General features: G+C 57.5%; 23 protein-coding genes. 9 read left to right on the forward strand and 14 right to left on the reverse strand.

All coding sequences use genetic code 11. The annotated features are described in order from the left end of the window. Nucleotides 1–20 precede the first annotated feature (20 nt). The 3 genes from D9K61_RS15530 to D9K61_RS15535 form a co-directional block, all read right to left on the reverse strand. Complete coding sequence (locus D9K61_RS15530) at nt 21–398, reverse strand: lysozyme inhibitor LprI family protein (protein ID WP_254055798.1); 378 nt, start codon at nt 396–398, stop codon at nt 21–23. Nucleotides 399–546: 148 nt separating this feature from the next. Further along, a complete protein-coding gene (locus tag D9K61_RS26995; RefSeq protein WP_162946917.1) occupies nt 547–714 on the reverse strand; it encodes a hypothetical protein in 168 nt (55 codons plus the stop codon). Nucleotides 715–889: 175 nt separating this feature from the next. Further along, entirely contained in the window at nt 890–1,423 is a 534-nt protein-coding gene (locus D9K61_RS15535) for an invasion associated locus B family protein (RefSeq protein WP_120634104.1), read from the reverse strand. A 177-nt stretch (nt 1,424–1,600) separates the two neighbouring features. On the opposite strand from D9K61_RS15535, the gene D9K61_RS15540 reads away from it, so the two are divergent. Beyond that, the gene (locus D9K61_RS15540; RefSeq protein ID WP_120634105.1) at nt 1,601–2,599 is read left to right on the forward strand and encodes an asparaginase; all 999 of its coding nucleotides are present in this window, start codon (nt 1,601–1,603) and stop codon (nt 2,597–2,599) included. Between the two features lie 5 nt (nt 2,600–2,604). Here D9K61_RS15540 and D9K61_RS15545 read toward each other — a convergent pair whose 3' ends face one another. From D9K61_RS15545 to serB, 4 genes are read right to left on the reverse strand one after another with little or no spacing between them, the layout of a single operon-like run. Next, nucleotides 2,605–2,925: a YciI family protein gene (locus D9K61_RS15545; RefSeq protein WP_120634106.1), complete on the reverse strand. Its 321-nt coding sequence runs from the start codon at nt 2,923–2,925 to the stop codon at nt 2,605–2,607. Between the two features lie 21 nt (nt 2,926–2,946). Further along, a complete protein-coding gene (locus tag D9K61_RS15550) occupies nt 2,947–3,375 on the reverse strand; it encodes an SRPBCC domain-containing protein (RefSeq protein ID WP_120634107.1) in 429 nt (142 codons plus the stop codon). Further along, nucleotides 3,363–3,692, reverse strand: coding sequence for a helix-turn-helix transcriptional regulator (locus D9K61_RS15555; protein ID WP_120634108.1), 330 nt, complete (start codon nt 3,690–3,692; stop codon nt 3,363–3,365). Before D9K61_RS15555 ends, D9K61_RS15550 begins: the two co-directional genes overlap by 13 nt. 45 nt (nt 3,693–3,737) lie before the next feature. Next, nucleotides 3,738–4,616 (reverse strand): phosphoserine phosphatase SerB, encoded by an 879-nt coding sequence (serB, locus tag D9K61_RS15560; RefSeq protein ID WP_120634109.1) that lies wholly within the window; start codon nt 4,614–4,616, stop codon nt 3,738–3,740. A gap of 167 nt (nt 4,617–4,783) precedes the next feature. Between serB and D9K61_RS15565 the strand changes: the two genes are divergently transcribed. Then, a complete protein-coding gene (locus tag D9K61_RS15565; protein WP_120634110.1) occupies nt 4,784–6,301 on the forward strand; it encodes a malonyl-CoA synthase in 1,518 nt (505 codons plus the stop codon). On the opposite strand, the gene D9K61_RS15570 is transcribed toward D9K61_RS15565, so the two are convergent. From D9K61_RS15570 to D9K61_RS15590, 5 genes are all read right to left on the reverse strand, one after another. Further along, the gene (locus D9K61_RS15570; RefSeq protein ID WP_120634111.1) at nt 6,288–7,025 is read right to left on the reverse strand and encodes a metallophosphoesterase family protein; all 738 of its coding nucleotides are present in this window, start codon (nt 7,023–7,025) and stop codon (nt 6,288–6,290) included. The two genes, D9K61_RS15565 and D9K61_RS15570, sit on opposite strands and share 14 nt — an antisense overlap. Before the next feature lie 119 nt (nt 7,026–7,144). Next, nucleotides 7,145–8,740 (reverse strand): phosphoglycerate dehydrogenase, encoded by a 1,596-nt coding sequence (gene serA / locus D9K61_RS15575; RefSeq protein WP_120634112.1) that lies wholly within the window; start codon nt 8,738–8,740, stop codon nt 7,145–7,147. Nucleotides 8,741–8,803: 63 nt separating this feature from the next. Further along, on the reverse strand, nt 8,804–9,958 hold the full coding sequence (locus tag D9K61_RS15580; protein WP_120634113.1) for a phosphoserine transaminase: 1,155 nt from the start codon (nt 9,956–9,958) through the stop codon (nt 8,804–8,806). Between the two features lie 196 nt (nt 9,959–10,154). After that, nucleotides 10,155–11,255 carry a Gfo/Idh/MocA family protein gene (locus D9K61_RS15585; RefSeq protein WP_120634114.1) on the reverse strand — a complete coding sequence of 367 codons (1,101 nt, stop codon included), beginning with the start codon at nt 11,253–11,255 and terminating at the stop codon, nt 10,155–10,157. Between the two features lie 19 nt (nt 11,256–11,274). Continuing rightward, the gene (locus tag D9K61_RS15590) at nt 11,275–11,985 is read right to left on the reverse strand and encodes a GntR family transcriptional regulator (protein ID WP_120634140.1); all 711 of its coding nucleotides are present in this window, start codon (nt 11,983–11,985) and stop codon (nt 11,275–11,277) included. 106 nt (nt 11,986–12,091) lie between these two features. Between D9K61_RS15590 and D9K61_RS15595 the strand changes: the two genes are divergently transcribed. The 6 genes from D9K61_RS15595 to dctP are packed head-to-tail and all read left to right on the forward strand — an operon-like array spanning nt 12,092 to nt 17,666. Then, a complete protein-coding gene (locus D9K61_RS15595; protein WP_120634115.1) occupies nt 12,092–13,246 on the forward strand; it encodes an LLM class flavin-dependent oxidoreductase in 1,155 nt (384 codons plus the stop codon). Next, nucleotides 13,246–14,136, forward strand: a complete 891-nt coding sequence (locus D9K61_RS15600) for an aldo/keto reductase family oxidoreductase (RefSeq protein ID WP_120634116.1) — start codon at nt 13,246–13,248, stop codon at nt 14,134–14,136. The genes D9K61_RS15595 and D9K61_RS15600 overlap by 1 nt, the downstream gene beginning before the upstream one ends. Continuing rightward, nucleotides 14,136–14,651 (forward strand): flavin reductase family protein, encoded by a 516-nt coding sequence (locus D9K61_RS15605; protein WP_120634117.1) that lies wholly within the window; start codon nt 14,136–14,138, stop codon nt 14,649–14,651. Before D9K61_RS15600 ends, D9K61_RS15605 begins: the two co-directional genes overlap by 1 nt. 52 nt (nt 14,652–14,703) lie before the next feature. Further along, nucleotides 14,704–15,291, forward strand: a complete 588-nt coding sequence (locus D9K61_RS15610; RefSeq protein WP_120634118.1) for a TRAP transporter small permease — start codon at nt 14,704–14,706, stop codon at nt 15,289–15,291. After that, nucleotides 15,291–16,580, forward strand: a complete 1,290-nt coding sequence (locus D9K61_RS15615; RefSeq protein ID WP_120634119.1) for a TRAP transporter large permease — start codon at nt 15,291–15,293, stop codon at nt 16,578–16,580. The genes D9K61_RS15610 and D9K61_RS15615 overlap by 1 nt, the downstream gene beginning before the upstream one ends. A 24-nt stretch (nt 16,581–16,604) precedes the next feature. Continuing rightward, a complete protein-coding gene (gene dctP, locus D9K61_RS15620; protein ID WP_120634120.1) occupies nt 16,605–17,666 on the forward strand; it encodes a TRAP transporter substrate-binding protein DctP in 1,062 nt (353 codons plus the stop codon). Between the two features lie 33 nt (nt 17,667–17,699). Here the strand turns inward: dctP and D9K61_RS15625 are convergent, their stop codons facing one another. After that, nucleotides 17,700–18,170 (reverse strand): tetratricopeptide repeat protein, encoded by a 471-nt coding sequence (locus tag D9K61_RS15625; RefSeq protein WP_120634121.1) that lies wholly within the window; start codon nt 18,168–18,170, stop codon nt 17,700–17,702. On the opposite strand from D9K61_RS15625, the gene D9K61_RS15630 reads away from it, so the two are divergent. After that, nucleotides 18,171–19,457 carry a cytochrome-c peroxidase gene (locus tag D9K61_RS15630; protein ID WP_120634122.1) on the forward strand — a complete coding sequence of 429 codons (1,287 nt, stop codon included), beginning with the start codon at nt 18,171–18,173 and terminating at the stop codon, nt 19,455–19,457. A 41-nt stretch (nt 19,458–19,498) separates the two neighbouring features. Here the strand turns inward: D9K61_RS15630 and D9K61_RS15635 are convergent. Then, on the reverse strand, nt 19,499–19,747 hold a 249-nt coding region (locus D9K61_RS15635; RefSeq protein ID WP_162946918.1), incomplete at its 5' end, for a hypothetical protein.

The following is a 19,747-nucleotide window of genomic DNA, read 5'->3' on the forward strand; positions in this document are numbered from 1 at the left end:
ATCAAAAGAATTCGTGTCGATCAATTTGCAAAATGCAGTAATTCTTCCACGCGCGCGCGGCCCAAATCGATCCTGCAGGACGTAATTGCGATGCCAGTACCAGATCCGCCACCGAAAGAGGCGCCAACCGCCTCGCATTGCGCATCCCTGAACGCGGCCCATGCGTTTTGCGCAGCTTCCAGCGCAGGTAGCGCCGCGACCCGCCCGGTCACGTCATCCAGTTCTTTGGCTGCGGCAATGGCGAAAGAATAGCTTTCTTCCAACGCGCCATTCACGCGCCCTTCCATTTCAGTAACGCAAGCGCCGACCTCGACCTGCGAACTTGCATCAGAACATTCCATTGCCGGGTCAGCTACTAAGACACTCGGCAGAAACACGACGAAAATGGCCCAGCGCATGGTCCGATACTCCTTTGGAATTCGCGTTTTCATAGCAGCTTAGCACAACGACGGCTGCGCGGCTAAACGAAGCTCGGCCAGAGGAGCGGCACCCCCGGCCGAACGTACTTTCGCCAAATCCGACTGACATCCGGATTTGGTCCACGCCTCAAACCCCTGCGGGCGGTACGTTACAATCGGCAGCGTCAAGGGTTTTCACCGGATCTTCCGGGCCGCACTGTTCACCACTAACGGGGTAAGCTTCACCGGTATTCTCACACGCGCTCAGCAAGGGCGCGGACAACATCAGCAATACGACAAAAGACTTCTTAAGCATCGGGTAGCTCCTGTTTGCGTATGAACCAACTAGTTCAGAAATGGCAGAGCTTCACATTGATCCCGATCAATTCGAAAATCGGACGTCGCGTAAGGTTTTCCATTATTTCAGAGGCTATCTGATTCAAAAAAAGCCTCGCCAAAAAGACGAGGCTCGGGCACTGCGTTAACCTAGTTTAGCTGGTGCAGCGCTTTTCCGCATCTTCAATTGCGGCGGTAAAACCCAGCAGCGAGAACGTGTCTTTGGTCTGCGTCCCGCGTTCGGACCGCGCCGTCAGCACAGCTTCGGTGCCACGCTTCATTGCGGTGACGATCTTGGCATCATCAGCAGCTGTGGCCGGCCAAGCCCATTCGCCTTCGGTAAACAGCTCGAATTCGCTGCCGTCGACCGTCAGGTTCACTGTCGATCCGGATGCAAAGGGATAACCGCCGGTAAACGTGACCTGGCCTTTGACTTCGGCATTGGGGCGGTAGAACACAAACAGCAAGATGTCGCTGCGCCGTACGGATACAACGCGACCTCCCTTGGTGTTCACGGTTTCCTTGGGCGCAGATACGCTCCAGCATTCGGTGGGATCATCTTCGACAAAAACGCTCCAATCCGTTTTTGCCGCAACCCGGTTGGTGCTTGTCGCCTGCTGAGCGATTGCAGTTGTGGCCAATCCCGCCACACACAGGCCCGCGATCACGCGGACGAGCATTGATCCCATTGTCCAGCCTCCTAGCTCGACCTATACCTCTTATCCATCGGAAATGGCTGCGAACCCTGTCGGTTCGTCTGTAACGTTGCGCATCCCGATGATTGCCGACATACACACACTAACGCAGGTTTCGCCACAGGCGAAAGGGCGATTGGCAGTTTTTTGCGCATAAAACCGGAGGTCCAGATGACACAGCCCGTACCGATGACAGAACTGTGGCGTGGATCGCTGCTAGAGAGCCTGCATCTGGGCCATGCGGTGATCTGCGATGATACCGGGCAAATCGTGCGCAGTTGGGGTGATCCCCAGTCGGTCATCTATCCCCGATCTTCAGCCAAGATGATTCAGGCTTTGCCGCTGATTACGTCTGGCGCGGCCGCAAAATACGGGCTGAACACCGAGCATCTGGCGCTGGCCTGTGCATCCCATAACGGCGCCGCGATTCACACTGAACGCGTGTCTGCCTGGCTGGATCATCTGAAACTGGCCGAGCCCGATCTGCGCTGCGGACCGCAAGAGCCTGCCGATATGGCAGCACGGGATGGGCTGATCCTGGCTGATGATACGCCTTGCCAGATCCACAACAATTGTTCCGGCAAGCATTGCGGATTTCTGACCGTGGCCCAGCATATGGGAGCCGGACCGGAATACCTCGAGATTGACCACCCCGTGCAACAAGCCTGCTTGTCTGCGGTGGAAGAAACCACAGGTGAGACCAGCCCGGGCTACGGGATCGACGGTTGTTCCGCCCCGAATTTTGCAACCTCGCTGGCCGGGTTGGCACGGTCGATGGCGTGGTTCGCGTCGGCCGCCGACAGGGCTGATCGCGCCAGCGATGCAGCGCAACAGCTGACGACTGCCATGATCAAACACCCCGATCTGGTCGCGGGGGAAACCCGCGCCTGTACCGAATTGATGCGCGCAATGGACGGCCGCGCCGCCATCAAGACAGGGGCCGAAGCCGTATTTGTCGCCATCATTCCGGAAAACCGGATGGGCGTTGCGCTGAAGATCACCGACGGCACAACCCGCGCCAGCGAATGCGCAATCGCCGCCATTCTGGTCAGCCTTGGGGTGCTAGAGGCCGATCACCCGGCCACCCGCAAATTCATGAATGCGACGCAATACAGCCGTCGCGGGCTGGAATGCGGCGTGATCAGACCAGCGCCGGGTTTCCCCGGCTAGGGTTGTCACATCTCGATTTCATGCACCTCGGCGACCTCGACCGAACCCGATCCGTTCACGACCATAGGGCAACCCTTGGCCATCTCGGTCGCGGCGTCGATGCTGTCGGCTTTGACCACAGTGAAGCCCGAGGCCGGGTTGGCGCCGCCATTGTCCACAACACCGCTGCTGCTGACGGTGTGGGATTGACCAACCGGATTTCCTGGGATGTCCAGCGCATCCCCCATGCCCTGAAACCACGCGCCCCAGGCGGCCATGGTTGCTTCGATTTCGGCGGGATCGCTTGGCGTGGTACCACCATGATAAACAAACAGATATTGGGGCATTTCAGTTCTCCTTGATAAAAACTATTTGCAACTCGCTTCGAGTTTGCGCAGCGATGATGTCCAGCCTTGTTCGTGGTTTCCTGCAATGTCGGCATCTGCCAGTTCGCGGTGATCTAAGACCAAACGCGATCCGCTTTCTGTTACAGCAACCGAGAACGTGACGTGGCTTTCTGCGCCGCGCTGGTCCTGATTATCGTGCCAAGCCCAGGTAAATCCGACCGAGTTGGGCGGATCGACATGTGTGACCTGACCTGAGACTTTGTACCTTTGGCCTTCATCGTTCTCCATTACTGAATGCCACGGCCCAAGGCGTGAGAAATCCAGGTCATGTTCGGTTACGTGTACCCCTTCGGGCCCCCACCATTGCAACAGCTTTGCGCCATCGCTGATCCAATCGAACAAGGTTTCAGCGCTGACAGGAAATTCCCGTTCCAGTTTCAGGTCGGCCATGAATTCTCCCCCTCCAGAATATCACCCAAACGGTCGAGGCTGCCTTCCCAAAACTGCCGTTTCGAGATCGTCCATTCGGCAATCGCACGCAGACCCTCGGGCTGGATTGAATACATGCGCTGCGTCCCGTGCACCCGCTGCTGGACCAACCCGGCCTCTCGCAGAACTTTCAGGTGCCGCGAAATGGCTGCTCCGGACATGCCTTTGCCGTCAATCAATTCGCCGACGGGCAACTCTCCGCTCTCCATCAACTGTTCGACAATCGAAAAACGGGTGGCATCAGATAGGGCCGAAAAGGCGGTCAGAAGTGCGTTCATAACCAATTATTAACATAAATGTTAAATAAAGAAAAGTGCGCTGTGTCAGGCGCTGACAAAGTCCTGTCTGGCATAACCCTGTACGTACAATAACGCTGTCAGATCACCATGGTTAACCCGCACGTCACATTGCGACGCGACCGCAGGCTTGGCGTGCAGCGCAACACCTGTTCCTGCGCGTTCCAACATACCCAAATCATTAGCCCCATCGCCCACCGCAATCACGTCGGCCTCTGACACGCCCAAATGCGCGGTAATACGTTCCAGCGACTCGACTTTGGCCTGACGTCCAAGAATCGGACGCTTCACATCGCCGGTCAACTGCCCATTATCCGACAGCAGGGTGTTGGCACGGTTTTCGTCGAATCCCAACAACTCGGCCACCCGGGCGGTGAACGCGGTGAACCCGCCTGAGACAAGTGCTGCATAGCCACCAGCCGCGCGCATCGTGGCAACCAGTTCCCGACCACCGGGCATCAGAGTGATCCGCGTGTTCAGCACCTGGTCGACCACCGCCTCATCCAGACCTTTCAGCAACCCAACCCGTTCGAGCAGGGCGCCTTCGAAATCCAACTCGCCATTCATGGCACGTGCAGTGATGTTCTTAACACGTTCTCCAACACCAGCTTCATCGGCCAGTTCGTCGATGCATTCCTGTTGGATCATGGTGCTGTCCATATCCGCCAGCAGCATTTTCTTTCGACGCCCTTCGACCGGTTGAAGGATCAGATCGACGCCCATGCCCTGTAGATCCGCCCAGACATCCCAGCGGTTGGCCGGCATATCCGCCACCGAAAATTCGGCCGCCTCATCAGGGTTCAGCCAAACGATATCCGCGCCACCCCATGCATTTCGTAGCGACTCGACCAGAGCGCCCTCAAGCGACGGCGCGGCGGGATTGGTCAGTAGGGTGGCAACGTACATCTTCGGTCTCCGACAATCTGTTATGCGCATATCGCAGGTGCAGCATTTTCACCAGAGGTGGATGGATCAAACAGATATAAAACACCTGAATTTCATCGATTTCGGGGCTTTACCGTCCAGCAAATCCAAGACAGATTCGGCAGGATCAGGACCAAAGGAGAATTGGGATGGGGAACCCGCTGTATGATCGCTTGTTCGGGCGCCACGCAGGCAAGACCACGCCATTTCTACATCTTCCAGATGGTCACACCCTGACCCACGCCGAATTTCTCGACATGGCCTCTCGAATTGCCAACGCGCTAACAGGGTTGGAGCTGGATCCCGGTGACCGCGTGGCCGTTCAGGTCGAAAAATCCCCCGAAGCACTCGCGTTATATGCGGCTTGCGCGCAGACGGGATTGATCTTTCTGCCATTGAACACGGCTTACACGACGTCGGAGTTAAGCTACTTCATCGAAAATAGCGAGGCGTCTCTGGTTGTCTGCGACCAAGCCGACGAAGATAGGTTAACGCCTATCGCTCAAGCACAAAACGCCCGTCTGAAAACGCTGAACGCCGATGGTTCGGGCAGCCTGATGCGTCGCGCGCTGGGAATGCTGCCTGAGTTAGAACCGGTCAATAGGTCCGAAGATGATCTGGCCGCTTTTTTGTACACGTCCGGCACAACAGGACGATCCAAGGGTGCGATGCTGACGCAAGCCAACCTGCTGTCCAATGCGGAAACACTTGTACGCGAATGGCGGTTCACGCAAGATGACGTGCTGCTGCATGCTTTGCCTATCTTCCACACACATGGGCTGTTTGTGGCGACAAACGTCATCCTGGCTTCTGGCGGGTCGATGATCTTTCTACCGAAATTCGATCTGGATGACATCCTACGGCTGATGCCCAAGGCGACCTCCATGATGGGGGTTCCGACCTTCTACACCCGCCTGCTGGACGATGACCGATTCACCGGCGATCTGGCGCGGCATATGCGGCTGTTCATCTCGGGCTCGGCCCCTTTGCTGGCCGAAACCCACGAGCGATTCGAGGGGCGTACGGGTCATCGGATGCTCGAACGCTATGGTATGACAGAAACCAACATGAACACGTCGAACCCCTATGACGGTGAACGCCGCGCCGGAACGGTCGGGCTTCCTCTGCCGGATGTGGAATTGAAGGTCACAGACCCCGACACGGGCAAAACCCTGCCACAGGGCGAGATCGGTATCATCGAGGTGCGCGGCCCCAATGTATTCGACGGCTATTGGCAAATGCCCGAGAAAACCGCCGCTGAACTGCGCGAGGATGGGTTCTTCATCACCGGTGATCTGGGCCGTGTGGATGCGGACGACTATGTGCACATCGTCGGGCGCGGCAAAGACCTGATCATCTCGGGCGGGTACAACATCTATCCCAAAGAGGTCGAGCTGGTGCTGGACGACCAACCCGGCGTTTTGGAAAGCGCGGTCATCGGCGTACCGCATCCGGACTTTGGCGAGACGGTTCTAGGCATTCTGGTGGCTGAACCCGGCCACTCTCCGGACCCAGAGGTCATCTTGGCTAATATTCAATCCGAACTGGCCCGGTTCAAACATCCGCGCAAGTTGATCATGCTGGACGAATTGCCCCGCAACACGATGGGCAAGGTTCAAAAGAACGTGCTGCGCGACAGCTATAAAGCTCTGTTCACAAAGGGTTAGGAGTCAAAGACACCCGCCCATGCTCGGTCAGTAGCCAGCACTGGCGGTCTTCAAACACAGCGGTGGCCAGTGGGCGGCCATAGCCTGCACCAGCATCCAGATTGATCCGGTTCCCGTAGTGTTCGGCCGCGTCCACAGGTGTGTGGCCATGCACGATCAGCCAGGGGTGCGGGCCGGAGTCCATCAGAAATTCCTGCCGTATCCAGATCAGATCATCCTCGGACTGTTGTGGCAGTGGGATACCGGGCCGGATGCCGGCGTGGACGAACAGTAGCTCACCCTCGTTATGATAGCTCGGCAACGCATTGATAAAGTCCAGATGCGCTGGTGGCACGGAAGCGCAGGCGCGTTCATGGACCTGATAGATGCGATCATTGTCCGTGACTTCGACGCCATACGACGCCAGCGTATCCCGACCGCCCAGACGCGGGTTCAGCCAGTTCAGAGTGATTGGCAACTGCTTGTCCGCAATCTCACGCTCGTGCACGAACCGAGCCATCATCCGGTCGTGATTACCCTTGACCATGATCCAGTTACGCCCGGCCTGTTGCCCGGCAATCAACAGGTCCAGTACCTCGCGGCTGTTGGGGCCACGATCCACGTAATCCCCCAGAAAGACGACCCGCGCATCCAGCCCGCCATCCGCTTCAATACGGGACAGCGCGTTTTGCAGCATGCCCAGCTGCCCGTGGATATCGCCAACGGCATAAATAGGTGTTGTCAAACCGGCGCCTCTTCAAATTGGTTACGGGTCTTGTGCCGTAATTGGGCCGCTGAAAAAAGACAATGCCCGCGCATTTTTCGGCGCGGGCATCGAAACGGTCACATATTCAGTACCACAGATCAGACGACGTCAAATTCCAGCGGCTTGATCTGCGTGAACAAACCAGTCTCGGCCAGCTTGGCACGCGCTTCTGCCGGAACCAACTCGTCGACATAGAGCAACGCAATCGCCTCGCCCCCGGCCTCAGACCGACCCAGAGTAAAGTTGGCGATGTTGACCCCATGCTCACCCATGGTTTGACCCAGCGTACCGATGATACCCGGGACGTCTTCATTGGTGGTGTACAGCATGTGGGCACCAACTTCGGCGTCGATGTTGATCCCTTTGATCTGAATAAACCGCGGTTTGCCGTCGCTGAATACGGTACCACCGATTGAGCGTTCGCGCTTGTCGGTGACGACGGTCACTTTGATATACCCTTCGAAGACACCCGACTTGTCCTGATTGGTCGTGGAAATCTTAATCCCACGTTCTTTGGCGACAACCGGCGCCGAGACCATGTTCACCTCGGGATTGAACTTTTTCATGATCCCCGCGACCACAGAGCAGTTCAACGCCGCGAGGTTCATCTCGGCCGCCACACCATCATAGAGGATGTTGATCGCCTTGATCGGCTCGTCCGTCATCTGGCCAATAAAGCTGCCCAGATGTCCGGCCAGTTTGATCCATGGCCCCATGACCTTGGCCTCTTCGGCCGTAACACTGGGCATGTTCAGCGCGTTTTCTACCGCGCCGGTCAGCAGGTAATTCGAAATCTGTTCGGCCACCTGCAGCGCCACATTTTCTTGCGCTTCTGTCGTCGCCGCGCCCAGATGTGGGGTGCAGACCACGTTGGGCAGGTTGAACAGAGGGTTATCCTTTGCCGGTTCCTCTTTGAATACGTCAAACGCAGCCCCCGCCACATGACCCGACTGCAGCATCTCAGCCAGCGCTTCTTCATCGACCAGACCGCCGCGGGCACAGTTGACGATACGCACACCCGGCTTGGTCTTGGCCAGATTTTCACGGCTCAGGATGTTGCGGGTCTGGTCGGTCAGAGGCACGTGCAAAGTGATGAAATCGGCGCGTGCAAGCAACTCGTCCAATTCGACTTTCTCAACGCCCATTTTGGCGGCTTTTTCTTCACCCAGATAAGGATCATAGGCAACAACCTTCATCCTCAGACCCAAGGCACGCTCACAGACGATCCCACCGATGTTGCCCGCACCGATCACGCCGAGAGTTTTGTTGGTCAGCTCGATCCCCATGAACTTGGACTTTTCCCACTTGCCCGCATGGGTCGAGGTGCTGGCCTCGGGGATTTGCCGCGCCACAGCGAACATCATCGCAATCGCGTGTTCGGCAGTGGTGATCATGTTGCCAAACGGCGTGTTCATCACAATCACGCCCTTTTTTGAAGCGGCATCTTTGTCGACATTGTCGGTGCCAATCCCGGCGCGACCGATGACCTTCAGCTTGTCTGCCTTGTCCAGAATAGTCGGCGTGACCTTGGTGGCCGACCGGATCGCAAGGCCATCATATTGACCAATCACTTCGGCCAGCCTGTCTTTGTCTTTCCCCAGATCGGGCATAAAATCCACGTCGATGCCGCGATCGCGGAAAATCTGAACTGCGGTTTCGCTGAGTTTATCGGAGACGAGTACTTTGGGGGCCATATTTCTGGTCCTTCAATATGTGGAAAGCCCGGGCCTGTTGCGGCCCGGTGAAAATTGGAAACGTCAGGCAGCTACGCTTTGCGCCGCGATCTCAGCCTCGAAAGCCCAGGCCAGCCAGGGTAGCATCGCTTCGATATCCGACGTTTCGACCGTGCCACCGCACCAGATGCGCAGGCCTGCAGGGGCGTCGCGATAGGCACCAATGTCCAGCGCGATGTTTTCTGCCTCAAGCCGTTTAGCGACGGCCTTGGCGAAACGCGCGCCGTCCTGAATACGGGCGTCAGTGAATTTCAGGCACACGGATGTATTCGACTCTGTTGCCTCATCTTCAGCCAGATTGGCGATCCAATCATTCTGCGCGCAGAACGCGTGCACCGCACCGGCATTGGCATCTGCGCGGGCGATCAAGCCCTGCAGACCACCAACCGAGCGCGCCCAGTCCAGCGCAAACAGATAATCCTCAACCGCCAACATCGACGGCGTGTTGATCGTAGCACCGGTGAAAATACCTTCGATCAGCTTGCCGCCTTTGGTCAGGCGGAAAATCTTGGGCAGGGGCCATGCTGGGGTGTAGCTTTCCAGCCGTTCCACCGTGCGGGGGCTAAGGATCAGCATGCCATGCGCAGCTTCACCGCCCAGAACCTTTTGCCAGCTGAACGTGGTCACATCCAGCTTGTCCCAGGGCAGATCCATCGCAAAGGCCGCCGAGGTTGCATCGCAGATCGTCAGACCCTGACGGTCATCGGCGATCCAGTCCCCGTTGGGCACACGCACGCCCGAGGTCGTGCCGTTCCAGGTAAAGACGACGTCGTTGGCAAAATCGACAGATGCCAGATCAACAAGCTGGCCATAGTCAGCAGTTTTGACCTCGGCATCGACTTTCAGCTGTTTAATCACATCCGTGATCCAGCCCGCACCAAAGCTTTCCCAGGCCAGCATCTCGACCTTGCGTTCACCCAGCAACGACCACAGTGCCATTTCAACCGCGCCAGTATCCGAGGCAGGAACGATGCCAATGCGGTAATCGGCAGGAATGCCCAAAACCTCACGCGTGCCTTCAATCGCAGCTTTCAGCTTGTCCTTGCCAACAGCGGCACGATGCGAACGGCCCAGCGCAGCATCGGCGAGTTTGGTCAGATCAAATGTGGGGGGTTTGGCACAAGGGCCAGAGGAAAAACGCGGATTGGCCGGCCGCGTCGCCGGTTGTTCGGTGCTCATGTGTATTATCCTTCCAGATACACGCCCCTCGTTGGGGAGGGGTGTCCCACCGCCAGACGTATTTTCCCTAAAGCAGGCACGCAAGCGGAAAAGACCCTTTGAAGGTCAAAAACGACACCGAATAATGTGGGCATTTGGAACGCGCGTTTCCGATAGGCGCAATTTCTTCGCCAGTCCGAACCTTGCCACCAGCGACTCAGCCCGTCAGGTGAACAGCTTCGCCGGTGATAGCAGCCTCCTGCGCCGCCAATCCCATTTGGACTGCCCAAAGCCCATCCTTCAGCGACACATCCGGTTGCGCGCGCTCTCCGCGCACCAGCTCGAGAAACGCCTGATGCTGATAGAATGTGGATCCGTTGTGATCCCCCGCTGCAAGCAAACGGGGATCAACCGGAATGTCTTTCACGACCGGACCTTTCGGATCGCGCGGGCTGACGATCACCTGCGGCACCGGTGGCTCGCCCAGATGCTCGGGCCAGAATCGCACTGGCCCTGGCACCAAGGCCTCGATCTTGGCATCTGGTCCAATGGCCGAGATTTCTTCTTGATAGCGAGAGCCTTCAGCAAACATGCACAATTCCAACATCGCCCGCGCGCCGGATGCAAAATCAACCAGCACATAGCCGTGATCCAGGATGTCCGGTGTTTCCCCTTCATAGGTTTCGTCCAGGTGATTGACCGCCTGTCCCCCGCTCGCAGTGATCCGCACCGGGTCAGATTGCAGGAGCAACCGCATCAGGTCGAAGAAGTGGCAACATTTCTCGACAAAGGTTCCGCCGGTGTTGCGATTGAAGCGGTTCCAGTGCCCAACCTTTTCAAGAAACGGAAAGCGGTGTTCCCGGATTGACAACATCTTCACGCCGCCGCTGACCGTCCGAACCTGCGAGATCAATTCCGCGATCGGGGGCATGTAACGGTATTCCATCGCTATCCAAATAGGATGGGGATAGCTTTGCTGGATCACATCCAGTCGGGCCGCATCGTCGGGATCGGTAACCAAGGGCTTTTCGACCAGCAACGGTAGCGGACGTGTCCGGGCGATTTCATTCAGCTGATCTGCATGCAGGTGATTTGGGCTGGCGATCACCAGACAATCCAGATCATCAACCGCCAGCAACGCCTGGACCGAAGACACCATCGACGCATCCGGCGCGATGTCCTGCGCGATCTTTGCCATGCCCGCGTCGGGTTCGAAAATCGCCGACACACGGGTGCCCTCCAGCAGCGCAATATTGTGCAGATGCTCTTGCCCCATCATGCCGCATCCAATCAGCCCGTAGTTTATGGTCCGGGTCATGCGCAGTCCCTCATTCTTCTTATTTCAGGCGTTGTACATAGGTGGCCCGATCTGGATCGAACCATGTTTTTGAAAACTCGACCGGATCGGGCTTTTCGGTCCAACTGAACCGCTCGATATATCCAACTGTTTCTCCGATCGGCTTGGTAAATCCTGAGGGTGTCCAGTCGGGCAATGATCCGACCGAAACCCGATCTTCCGCACGCGATATCCAGAACCCCAATTGCTGCTGGTAGTAACGGTAAAGCGAGTCTGACAGCAGGCTCCGGTCGATCAATCCTACTGATTCGTCGAGCCAGATTTCCTCAACCGCGATAATTGTGTCATTCAGATACCGCATTCTGCGCACGCGTGATCCGATGTTGGATTTTCCAAATTGCGGCAGATCGTCCGGCTTTTCCAATTGATCAACCGACAAGATATCTGCGCGCGGCAAACCGCCCCCTTCCGGCAGCTCTAGCCGGAACATCGCATAGACGCTGTTCTGCGTTCCGGTCTCGCGCACGTAATTGCCCGAACCCTGAATGCGTTCCAACATCCCCTTTTTCTCAAGCTCTGCGAGCGATTTTCGCAAAGTCCCGACCGAAACCTGCAACTCGGCTGCCATGTCCCTTTCCGGGGGCAGGCGCTCTCCGTCGATCAGGCGACCAGCCGCAATATCCCGGATCAGCAGTTCCGAGATCTGGACATATATCGGCAGGGCGTTCGGATTTCGGCTCGTTGGTGTCACGGCAGGCGCTTCATTCGGTCGCAGGAAAAATTGATACACTATTGATCTACATCAATGTGATTGCTACGCAAGAGAAAAAGAAAATTCAACGCGGAGCGCGGCTCAGATGACAATTGTCCCCATCACCTCACCCGATCTGGATGCGGCTGAGGTTTCGTGGTTTGCAGCGCTTTGCTCGGATGATTATCAGTTTCTCGGTGTGCCGGATGGTGATCTGCGATCCAGCTGGGACCATTGCTCCGGCATCGTGAAAGAAGCCGAGACGCAGGGGTTCCGCAACATCCTGTGCCCGTCCTCTTATCAGGTCGGTCAGGACACGCTTAGCTTTGTCGCTGGCTGCGCGCCGATCACCGAAAAGATCAACATGCTGGCTGCCGTGCGCTGTGGCGAGATGCAGCCCATCATGCTGGCCCGAACCATCGCCACGCTGGATCACATGTTGAAAGGGCGTTTGACGATCAACATCATCTCATCCGACTTTCCCGGCGAAAAAGCCGACAGCACCTATCGCTACCAGCGCTCGCGCGAAGTGGTCGAGATCCTGAAACAATCCTGGACGCAGGATAAGATCAACTATGCTGGTGAGGTTTACAATTTTGCTGGCCTGACCACCGATCCCGCAAAACCGTATCAAACCGACGGCCCGCTGCTGTATTTCGGCGGCTATTCCCCGTCCGCCTTACAGTTGTGCGGTGAGCATTGTGACGTCTACCTGATGTGGCCAGAAACCAAAGATCAATTGGCCGAACGGATGAAGGCCGTTCATGCAGTCGCCGACGAATGCGGACGCACACTGGATTATGGTCTGCGGGTTCACATGATTGTCCGCGATACCGAGGCCGAGGCCCAGGAATATGCCGACTACATCGTGTCCAAGCTGGACGATGAGTATGGTCGAACGATCCGAGAGCGCGCCTTGGACTCCACATCTCTGGGCGTCGCGCATCAATCCAAGAACCGCGACCTTGCCGATGAATATGGTTATGTCGAGCCGGGCCTCTGGACAGGCGTTGGTCGCGCCCGGTCGGGTTGCGGTGCGGCATTGGTCGGCTCGACCGATCAGGTCATGTCCAAGATTGAAGAGTATCAAAAGATGGGCATCCGCGCCTTCATCTTCTCGGGCTATCCGCATTTGGATGAGGCCCGCCATTTCGGCACCCGCGTGATGCCCGGCCTAAAAACCTGCTCCCTTCCAGAAGCTTACGGACGGGTCCCCACCAACATCCCAGCGACGCCGCTGGGCAACGGAGTGCGTCGTTGATGCAACGTGTTAAAATATCAGAAACGCTGAAGATGAGCCGCCTTGTCTACGGCATGTGGCGGCTGGGCGATGACAGCGACACCTCGGCGGGCCATGTCGAGGCCAAGATTCAAGCTTGCCTGGATCAAGGCATCACCACCTTCGATCAAGCGGATATCTATGGCGACTACGGCGCCGAAGCCGTTCTGGGCAACGCTCTGCGCGCCAATCCCGGCCTGCGTCAAAAGATGGAGATTGTCACCAAATGTGACATCGTCGCGCCCTGCGGTCGCTATGCGGGTGCCAAAGTCAAATACTATGACACATCGCGTGCGCACATCCTGAAATCCGTCGAAACTTCACTTCAGGAAATGGCGATTGATCATATCGACCTGCTTCTGATTCACCGCCCCGATCCCTTCATGGATCACCATGAAACCGGCGCTGCGCTGGATGAGGTGGTCGCCTGCGGCAAAGTAGGGGCCGTTGGTGTGTCCAACTTCCGTCCGTGCGACTGGCAATTGTTGCAATCGGCCATGAAAACCCAACTGGTCACCAACCAGATCGAAATATCTCTGGGTGAGATCGGCCCATTCACCAATGGCGATTTGGCGTTCCACCAGCAGCACGGCCACACCCTGATGGCGTGGTCCCCCTTGGGCGGCGGGATGCTGATGGCCGGCAATCCACCGGTCGGGTTGGTTGCTGATGAAGTCGCCGATGAGTTCGGCGTCGACCGCGCCGCCGTCGCCGTTGCATTCCTGCTGGCCCACCCTGCTGGTATTCTTCCGGTTCTGGGCACCAACAATCTGAACCGTATCAAACGGATTTCCGACGCTCTGAAAGTTAATCTGGATCGCGAAACCTGGTACCGCCTTTATGAGGCGGCACTGGGACAAGAGGTACCGTGATGAACGCAATCTCAAAGGACATGGGCCATACATTCGTCCCGCATAAGGACGACACGCGCACCCTCAGGGACGCTTTTGGCCGTTTTGCCACCGGGGTGACGATCGTGACCTGCCACAGCGAGGACGGGCCGATCTGCATCACAGCCAACAGCTTTTCGTCCCTGTCTCTGGACCCGCCTTTGGTGATGTGGGCTGGCGATCGAAATTCGCGCCGGTTCCCCTATTTTCAAAAGGCGCGTCATTTCAGCGTTCACGTTCTGTCAGCCGAACAGGCCGAGCTTTGCTTTGGGTGTTCCAAGAACGCCCATGCCCTACGGGACATCGAGCACGAGCGCTGTGAAAACGGAACACCACTGCTGCCGGATTGTCTGGCGCGGTTCGAATGCGAACAACATGCGTATCACCACGCAGGTGATCACGTTATTGTCGTGGGCAAAGTTTTGAAGGTCAGCATGGCGGATGGAGACGCGCTGACCTTTTATGCCGGGAAACTCGGCCAATTCGCGCACCAATAAGCGTGGGAAAACCGCTGCGGGGAAAACCCGTGGCCGCAATGGGAGGATCCGCATGGGCGGACTGGCATCGGTGCTGGCACCGATTGCATTCGTGAACGAAACCGCGCTGCGGCTCGGCCGCGCGGTGGGTGTGGTCGCGATTGCATTGATGGTGATCGCGATCCTGATTCAGGTGTTCTTCAGATATATTCTGGGCAACGCCCTGCCCTGGCCGGATGAGGCCGCGCGGTTCTGCATGTTATGGATGACGGGCCTGATGGCACCTACCGCGTTCCGACGCGGTGGTTTCGTCGCCATCGACATGCTGCAACGATTCCTGCCGCGCGTTGTCGGGCAGACACTGAACATCTCCCTTCTTCTGGTCTCGCTGGCGGTGCTGCTGGTCGCGGTTACAATCGGCTGGTCCGAAGTAACGGGCTTTGGCGGCAAGTTCGCAACCGCTGCGCTTTACCTTCCAACATCCCTCGGGTTTGACGAATGGTACCGCATTCCCCGCAGCTGGATGATGGCCTCGCTGCTGGTCGGGATCGTTCTGCTGATTTCAGTCAACATCGAACTGATCCTACGGTCATTCATTACCATGCTGGGCGGTGGTCACCTGTTACCAGAAATTCCTGATGCTGCAGTGGGGGCTGAATAATGCTGATTTGGTTCCTGCCCACTTTCCTGATCTTCCTGCTGATTGGCCTGCCTGTGTTCTTCGCACTGCTAGCCGCGCCCGGCATCCTGCTGTGGCTGAACGGTCAGACCAACGACATCACCCTGCTCTACCGCAATGTCTATAACGGCATGGACAGCTTCCCCTTGATGGCGATCCCGTTCTTTATGCTGGCCGGAGAGTTGATGAACCGCGGCGGCATAACCATCCGTCTTGTCGAATTCAGTCAGGCTTTGATGGGTCATCTGCGCGGCGGTCTGGCGCATGTAAACGTGCTCAGCTCGATCCTGTTCGCGGGCCTCTCGGGTTCTGCAGTGGCCGACACCTCGGCGCTTGGCTCGATGCTGATCCCTGCGATGGAGAAACAGGGCTACACCCGCAAGTTCGCCGCAGCGATCACCGCAGCCAGTTCGGTCATTGGTCCGATTATCCCGCCCTCGGGCATCATGATCATCTACGCCTATGTCATGGGTGAAAGCGTCGCTGCGCTGTTCCTGGCCGGGATCGTTCCGGGCGTCATGGTTGGCGTTGGCCTGATGCTGATGATCAAACTGATGGCAGACCGGTATGACTTTCCGGTTGCCAGTCGAAAATATACCTGGGGCGAACGCAGGCAAGCCAGCCTCAAGGCGTTCTTCCCGTTGCTGACGCCGGTCATCATTTTGGGCGGTATTCTGGGCGGTATCTTTACACCGACCGAGGCGGCGGCTGTCGCCGTGGGCTATGCCTTCCTCATCGGCTTCTTCGTATTGCGCACCTTGTCTTGGAAAGAAGTGCCCGAGGTTCTCAGCAACGCAGGCATGACCTCGGCGGTTGTCTTGCTGCTGGTTGGTGCCGCGATGGCGTTCAAGACCGTGGTCAGCCTCAGCCATGCGCCCGAACAGCTGGCGTCGCTGATCCTCAGCCTGTCGGAAAACCCGTTGATCCTGCTGTTCCTGATCAACCTGCTGCTGTTTGTTGTCGGCATGTTTCTGGATGCAGGTCCAGCGATCATCATCCTTGGCCCGATCCTGGGTCCGATCTTCACCAGCCTCGGCGTCGACCCGATCCACTTCGCCATCATCATGAGCGTTAACCTGACCGTCGGTCTGGCCACGCCACCCATGGGGCTGGTCCTGTTTGTGGCCGCAGCGGTCTCGCGCGAACGGGTTGAGACCATCGCCAAGGCCATTCTGCCGTTCCTGGCCGTCGAAATCATCGTGATCTTCCTGATCACATATATCCCGGCACTATCAATGACGATCCCGAGAATAACGGGATTTGCAAACTAACTGAGTATCACAGGGAGGAAACGCATGCTCAGACAATTCATCAAAACCGCGGCGATGGCCACATCGCTGGTGGCCGCGTCCGCCATTGCGGCGACGGCGGCCGATTACACGCTGCGCGCCACAGCGAATTCAAACGAGAACGACGAAGACTATGACGGGCTGATCGTCTTCAAGAATTATGTCGAAGCCGCCTCAAACGGTGCGATTGAGGTCGAGCTGTTCATCGGCACACAACTGTGCTCGAACGGGGCCGAGTGCCTGCAGGGTGTGGCTGATGGCACCATCGACATCTACATTTCCACTTCGGGTGGTGCCTCTGGTATCTTCCCCTATGTGCAGGTTCTGGACCTGCCCTACCTGATGGCAGATGACCGCGTGGCGGAGCATGTTCTTTCCGGCGATTTCACCCGCACGATGCGCGACATGGCACTTGAGGATTCTGGTGGTGCGATCCGCCTGATGACCATTGGCAACACCGGTGGCTGGCGCAACTTTGCAAATACGCAGCGCCGTGTGGCCGAACCCGCTGACATGGAAGGTCTGAAGATCCGTACCGTGGTTGCGGACCTGCCGCAGGAACTTGTCAAGGCTCTGGGCGCCTCGCCCACCCCGATCCCTTGGCCGGAACTGTTCACCAGCTTTCAGACCGGGGTTGTTGAAGGGTCGAAAAACGGCATCACCGACATCATGGGGATGAAGTTCCCGGATGCGGGTTTGCAATATGTCACGTTGGACGGTCATGCCTACATGGGCGCGCTGTGGTGGATGAATAACGCCAAGTTCCAGGAGATGCCTGAAGACATGCGCCGCGTCGTCGTGGATGGGTTCTACGCTCTGCAGCAGGCGACGTTTGCCTCGCCCAAGCGCAAATCGATCCAGGCGTATGAGGATTTCGTCGCTGGTGGCGGTGATCTCTATGTGCCCACGCCCGAGCAAAAGGCAGCATTCAAAGAAGTCGCGACACCGGTTTACGAATGGTTCCAGACCAACGTGACCCGTGGCGATCAGGTCTTTACTGCGCTGACAGATGCCGTGGCTGCGGCCGAGGCGGATATCAATGCGTCGCGTGACGCAGACCTCAACTAACCGAAAGGGCCGGGTTGTTTCAGCCCGGCCCTATCACCGAAACGGATACATCCACCCTTTGTAATCGTTCACCATAACATGAGCCTTTTCGACCTGCTCCGGCGTCATTTTCTTGACCACTTCTTCCAGGCTGATCGCGGCGTCGGGATCACCACCAATCGCGCTGAGCGTATACCACATGTAAGCGCGTACCAGATCGGGCGCGGGCATGCCCAAACCCAATTCATAGTACCAGCCGACCCCGGACTGCGCCCCCGGATGCCCTTTCATCGAGGCCCTCAAATACCAGTCGAACGCCCGCTCATAGTCCTGCTCGACCCCAAGGCCCAACCCGTACATCACGCCAATCAGTTCCTCGGCCTCGGCATTTCCGGACCGCGCCGCTGGCATCAGTTCTTCACGCGCGGCCTCGAATGCACCAGCCTCCATCAAATCACGCGCCTGTTCCAATTCGGCCAGCGCCGGTGTGGCGATCAGACAAAGGGCAATTACAAACTGGCGCATATGGCTGTTGCACTCCTGTGGGCCGGGGCTGCTGCAGCACAGGATTTGCCGCGCCCGCTTAACGATGATGATTTCCTGCCCTTTGATATGGAACAGGCCGCCATCGGTCATCAACTCTTTTACGATCCGATCCTGTCGGGCAATCGCAACATCACTTGCGCCCATTGCCATCATCCGAATTTTGGTACGTCAGACGGTCTGTCCCTGGGCATCGGGGAAGGTGGCGTTGGATTGGGACCAGATCGTACCCCTGGGGCTGGGGCGGATAGAATTCGCAAGCGCATCCCACGCAACGCACCTGGCTTGTGGAACCTTGGGGCCAAGGACATACACACGCTGTTTCACGATGGCCGCCTCAGCAAATCTGATATCTATGGCAACGGCTTCAATTCTCCTGCGCAGGAATGGCTGCCCGAGGGATTAAACTCGTTATTGGCTGCTCAAGCGCTGTTCCCGTTGACCGCGCAGTTCGAAATGGCCGGGAACGTGGCCGAAAATCAAGTTACAGGCGCAGTGCATGACCGGATCGACAAAGGCTGGCCGATCCTTGCCAAACGGGTGCGCACCGATCCGCGCTATCGGTCAGCCATGGTCGATGCGTTCGACGACGTTGAAACGCCAAAAGACATTACGATAACCCAAATCGCAAATGCGCTTGCCGCGTTCATGGCAATCGAATGGCGCAGCACTGACAGCCCGTTTGACCAATACCTGGCTGGAGACGCTGCTGCGCTTTCTGAGGCTCAGAAAAACGGCATGACCCTGTTCTATGGCAAAGCGCGATGCGCATCCTGCCATTCCGGTCCGTTGCTATCTGATCAGAAATTTCACGCCTTGGGTCTGCCGCCCTTCGGGCCGGGCAGGACCCGGCAATGGGACCCGTATGCCCGGGATGTTGGGCGCCTGGGTGAGAGTAACCGATTGGAAGACGCCTATCGGTTCCGCACCCCAATGCTGCGCAATGTGGCGCTGACAGCGCCCTATGGTCACAATGGTGCCTTCCCCGATCTGGAAAGCATGATCCGCCACCACCTGGACCCTGAAAGCAGCCTTGCAAAATGGGCACGCGAAATGTCCGCCTTGCCTCAGGTTCCATGGCTGCAAAAGGCAGATTTTTTGGTCTGGGATGATCGTTTCGAAATGGCACGTCAGCGCCGCAAGATCGATATCGCCCCCGTGGACTTGTCAGATAGGGAAATCGACGCCCTCATTGCTTTCCTGCACGCCCTCACTGATCCCAGTGTGGACACGCCGCCCTTTGGCATGCCCGACGGGTTCATACCTTAAGAAAACCCCCGCTTTATTGCGGGGGTTTTTTGTGTGTGAGATTATTCTGCGGCGTCTTCGTAGTCTGACATTGGTGGGCATGTGCAGATGAGGTTTCGATCGCCATATGCGTTGTCGACGCGGTTGACGGGGGACCAGTATTTGTCGACGCCCATGGAGCCCGGGGGGAAGCAGGCCTGTTCGCGGGTGTAGGGGCGGTCCCAGTCGCCGACCAGATCGCGCACCGTGTGGGGGGCGTTTTTCAGCGGGTTGTTCTCCGCGTCGATCTTGCCGTCGATGATGTCCTGCGC

The sequence above is a fragment of the Ruegeria sp. EL01 genome (assembly GCF_900313035.1).
Taxonomy (GTDB): Bacteria; Pseudomonadota; Alphaproteobacteria; order Rhodobacterales; family Rhodobacteraceae; genus Ruegeria.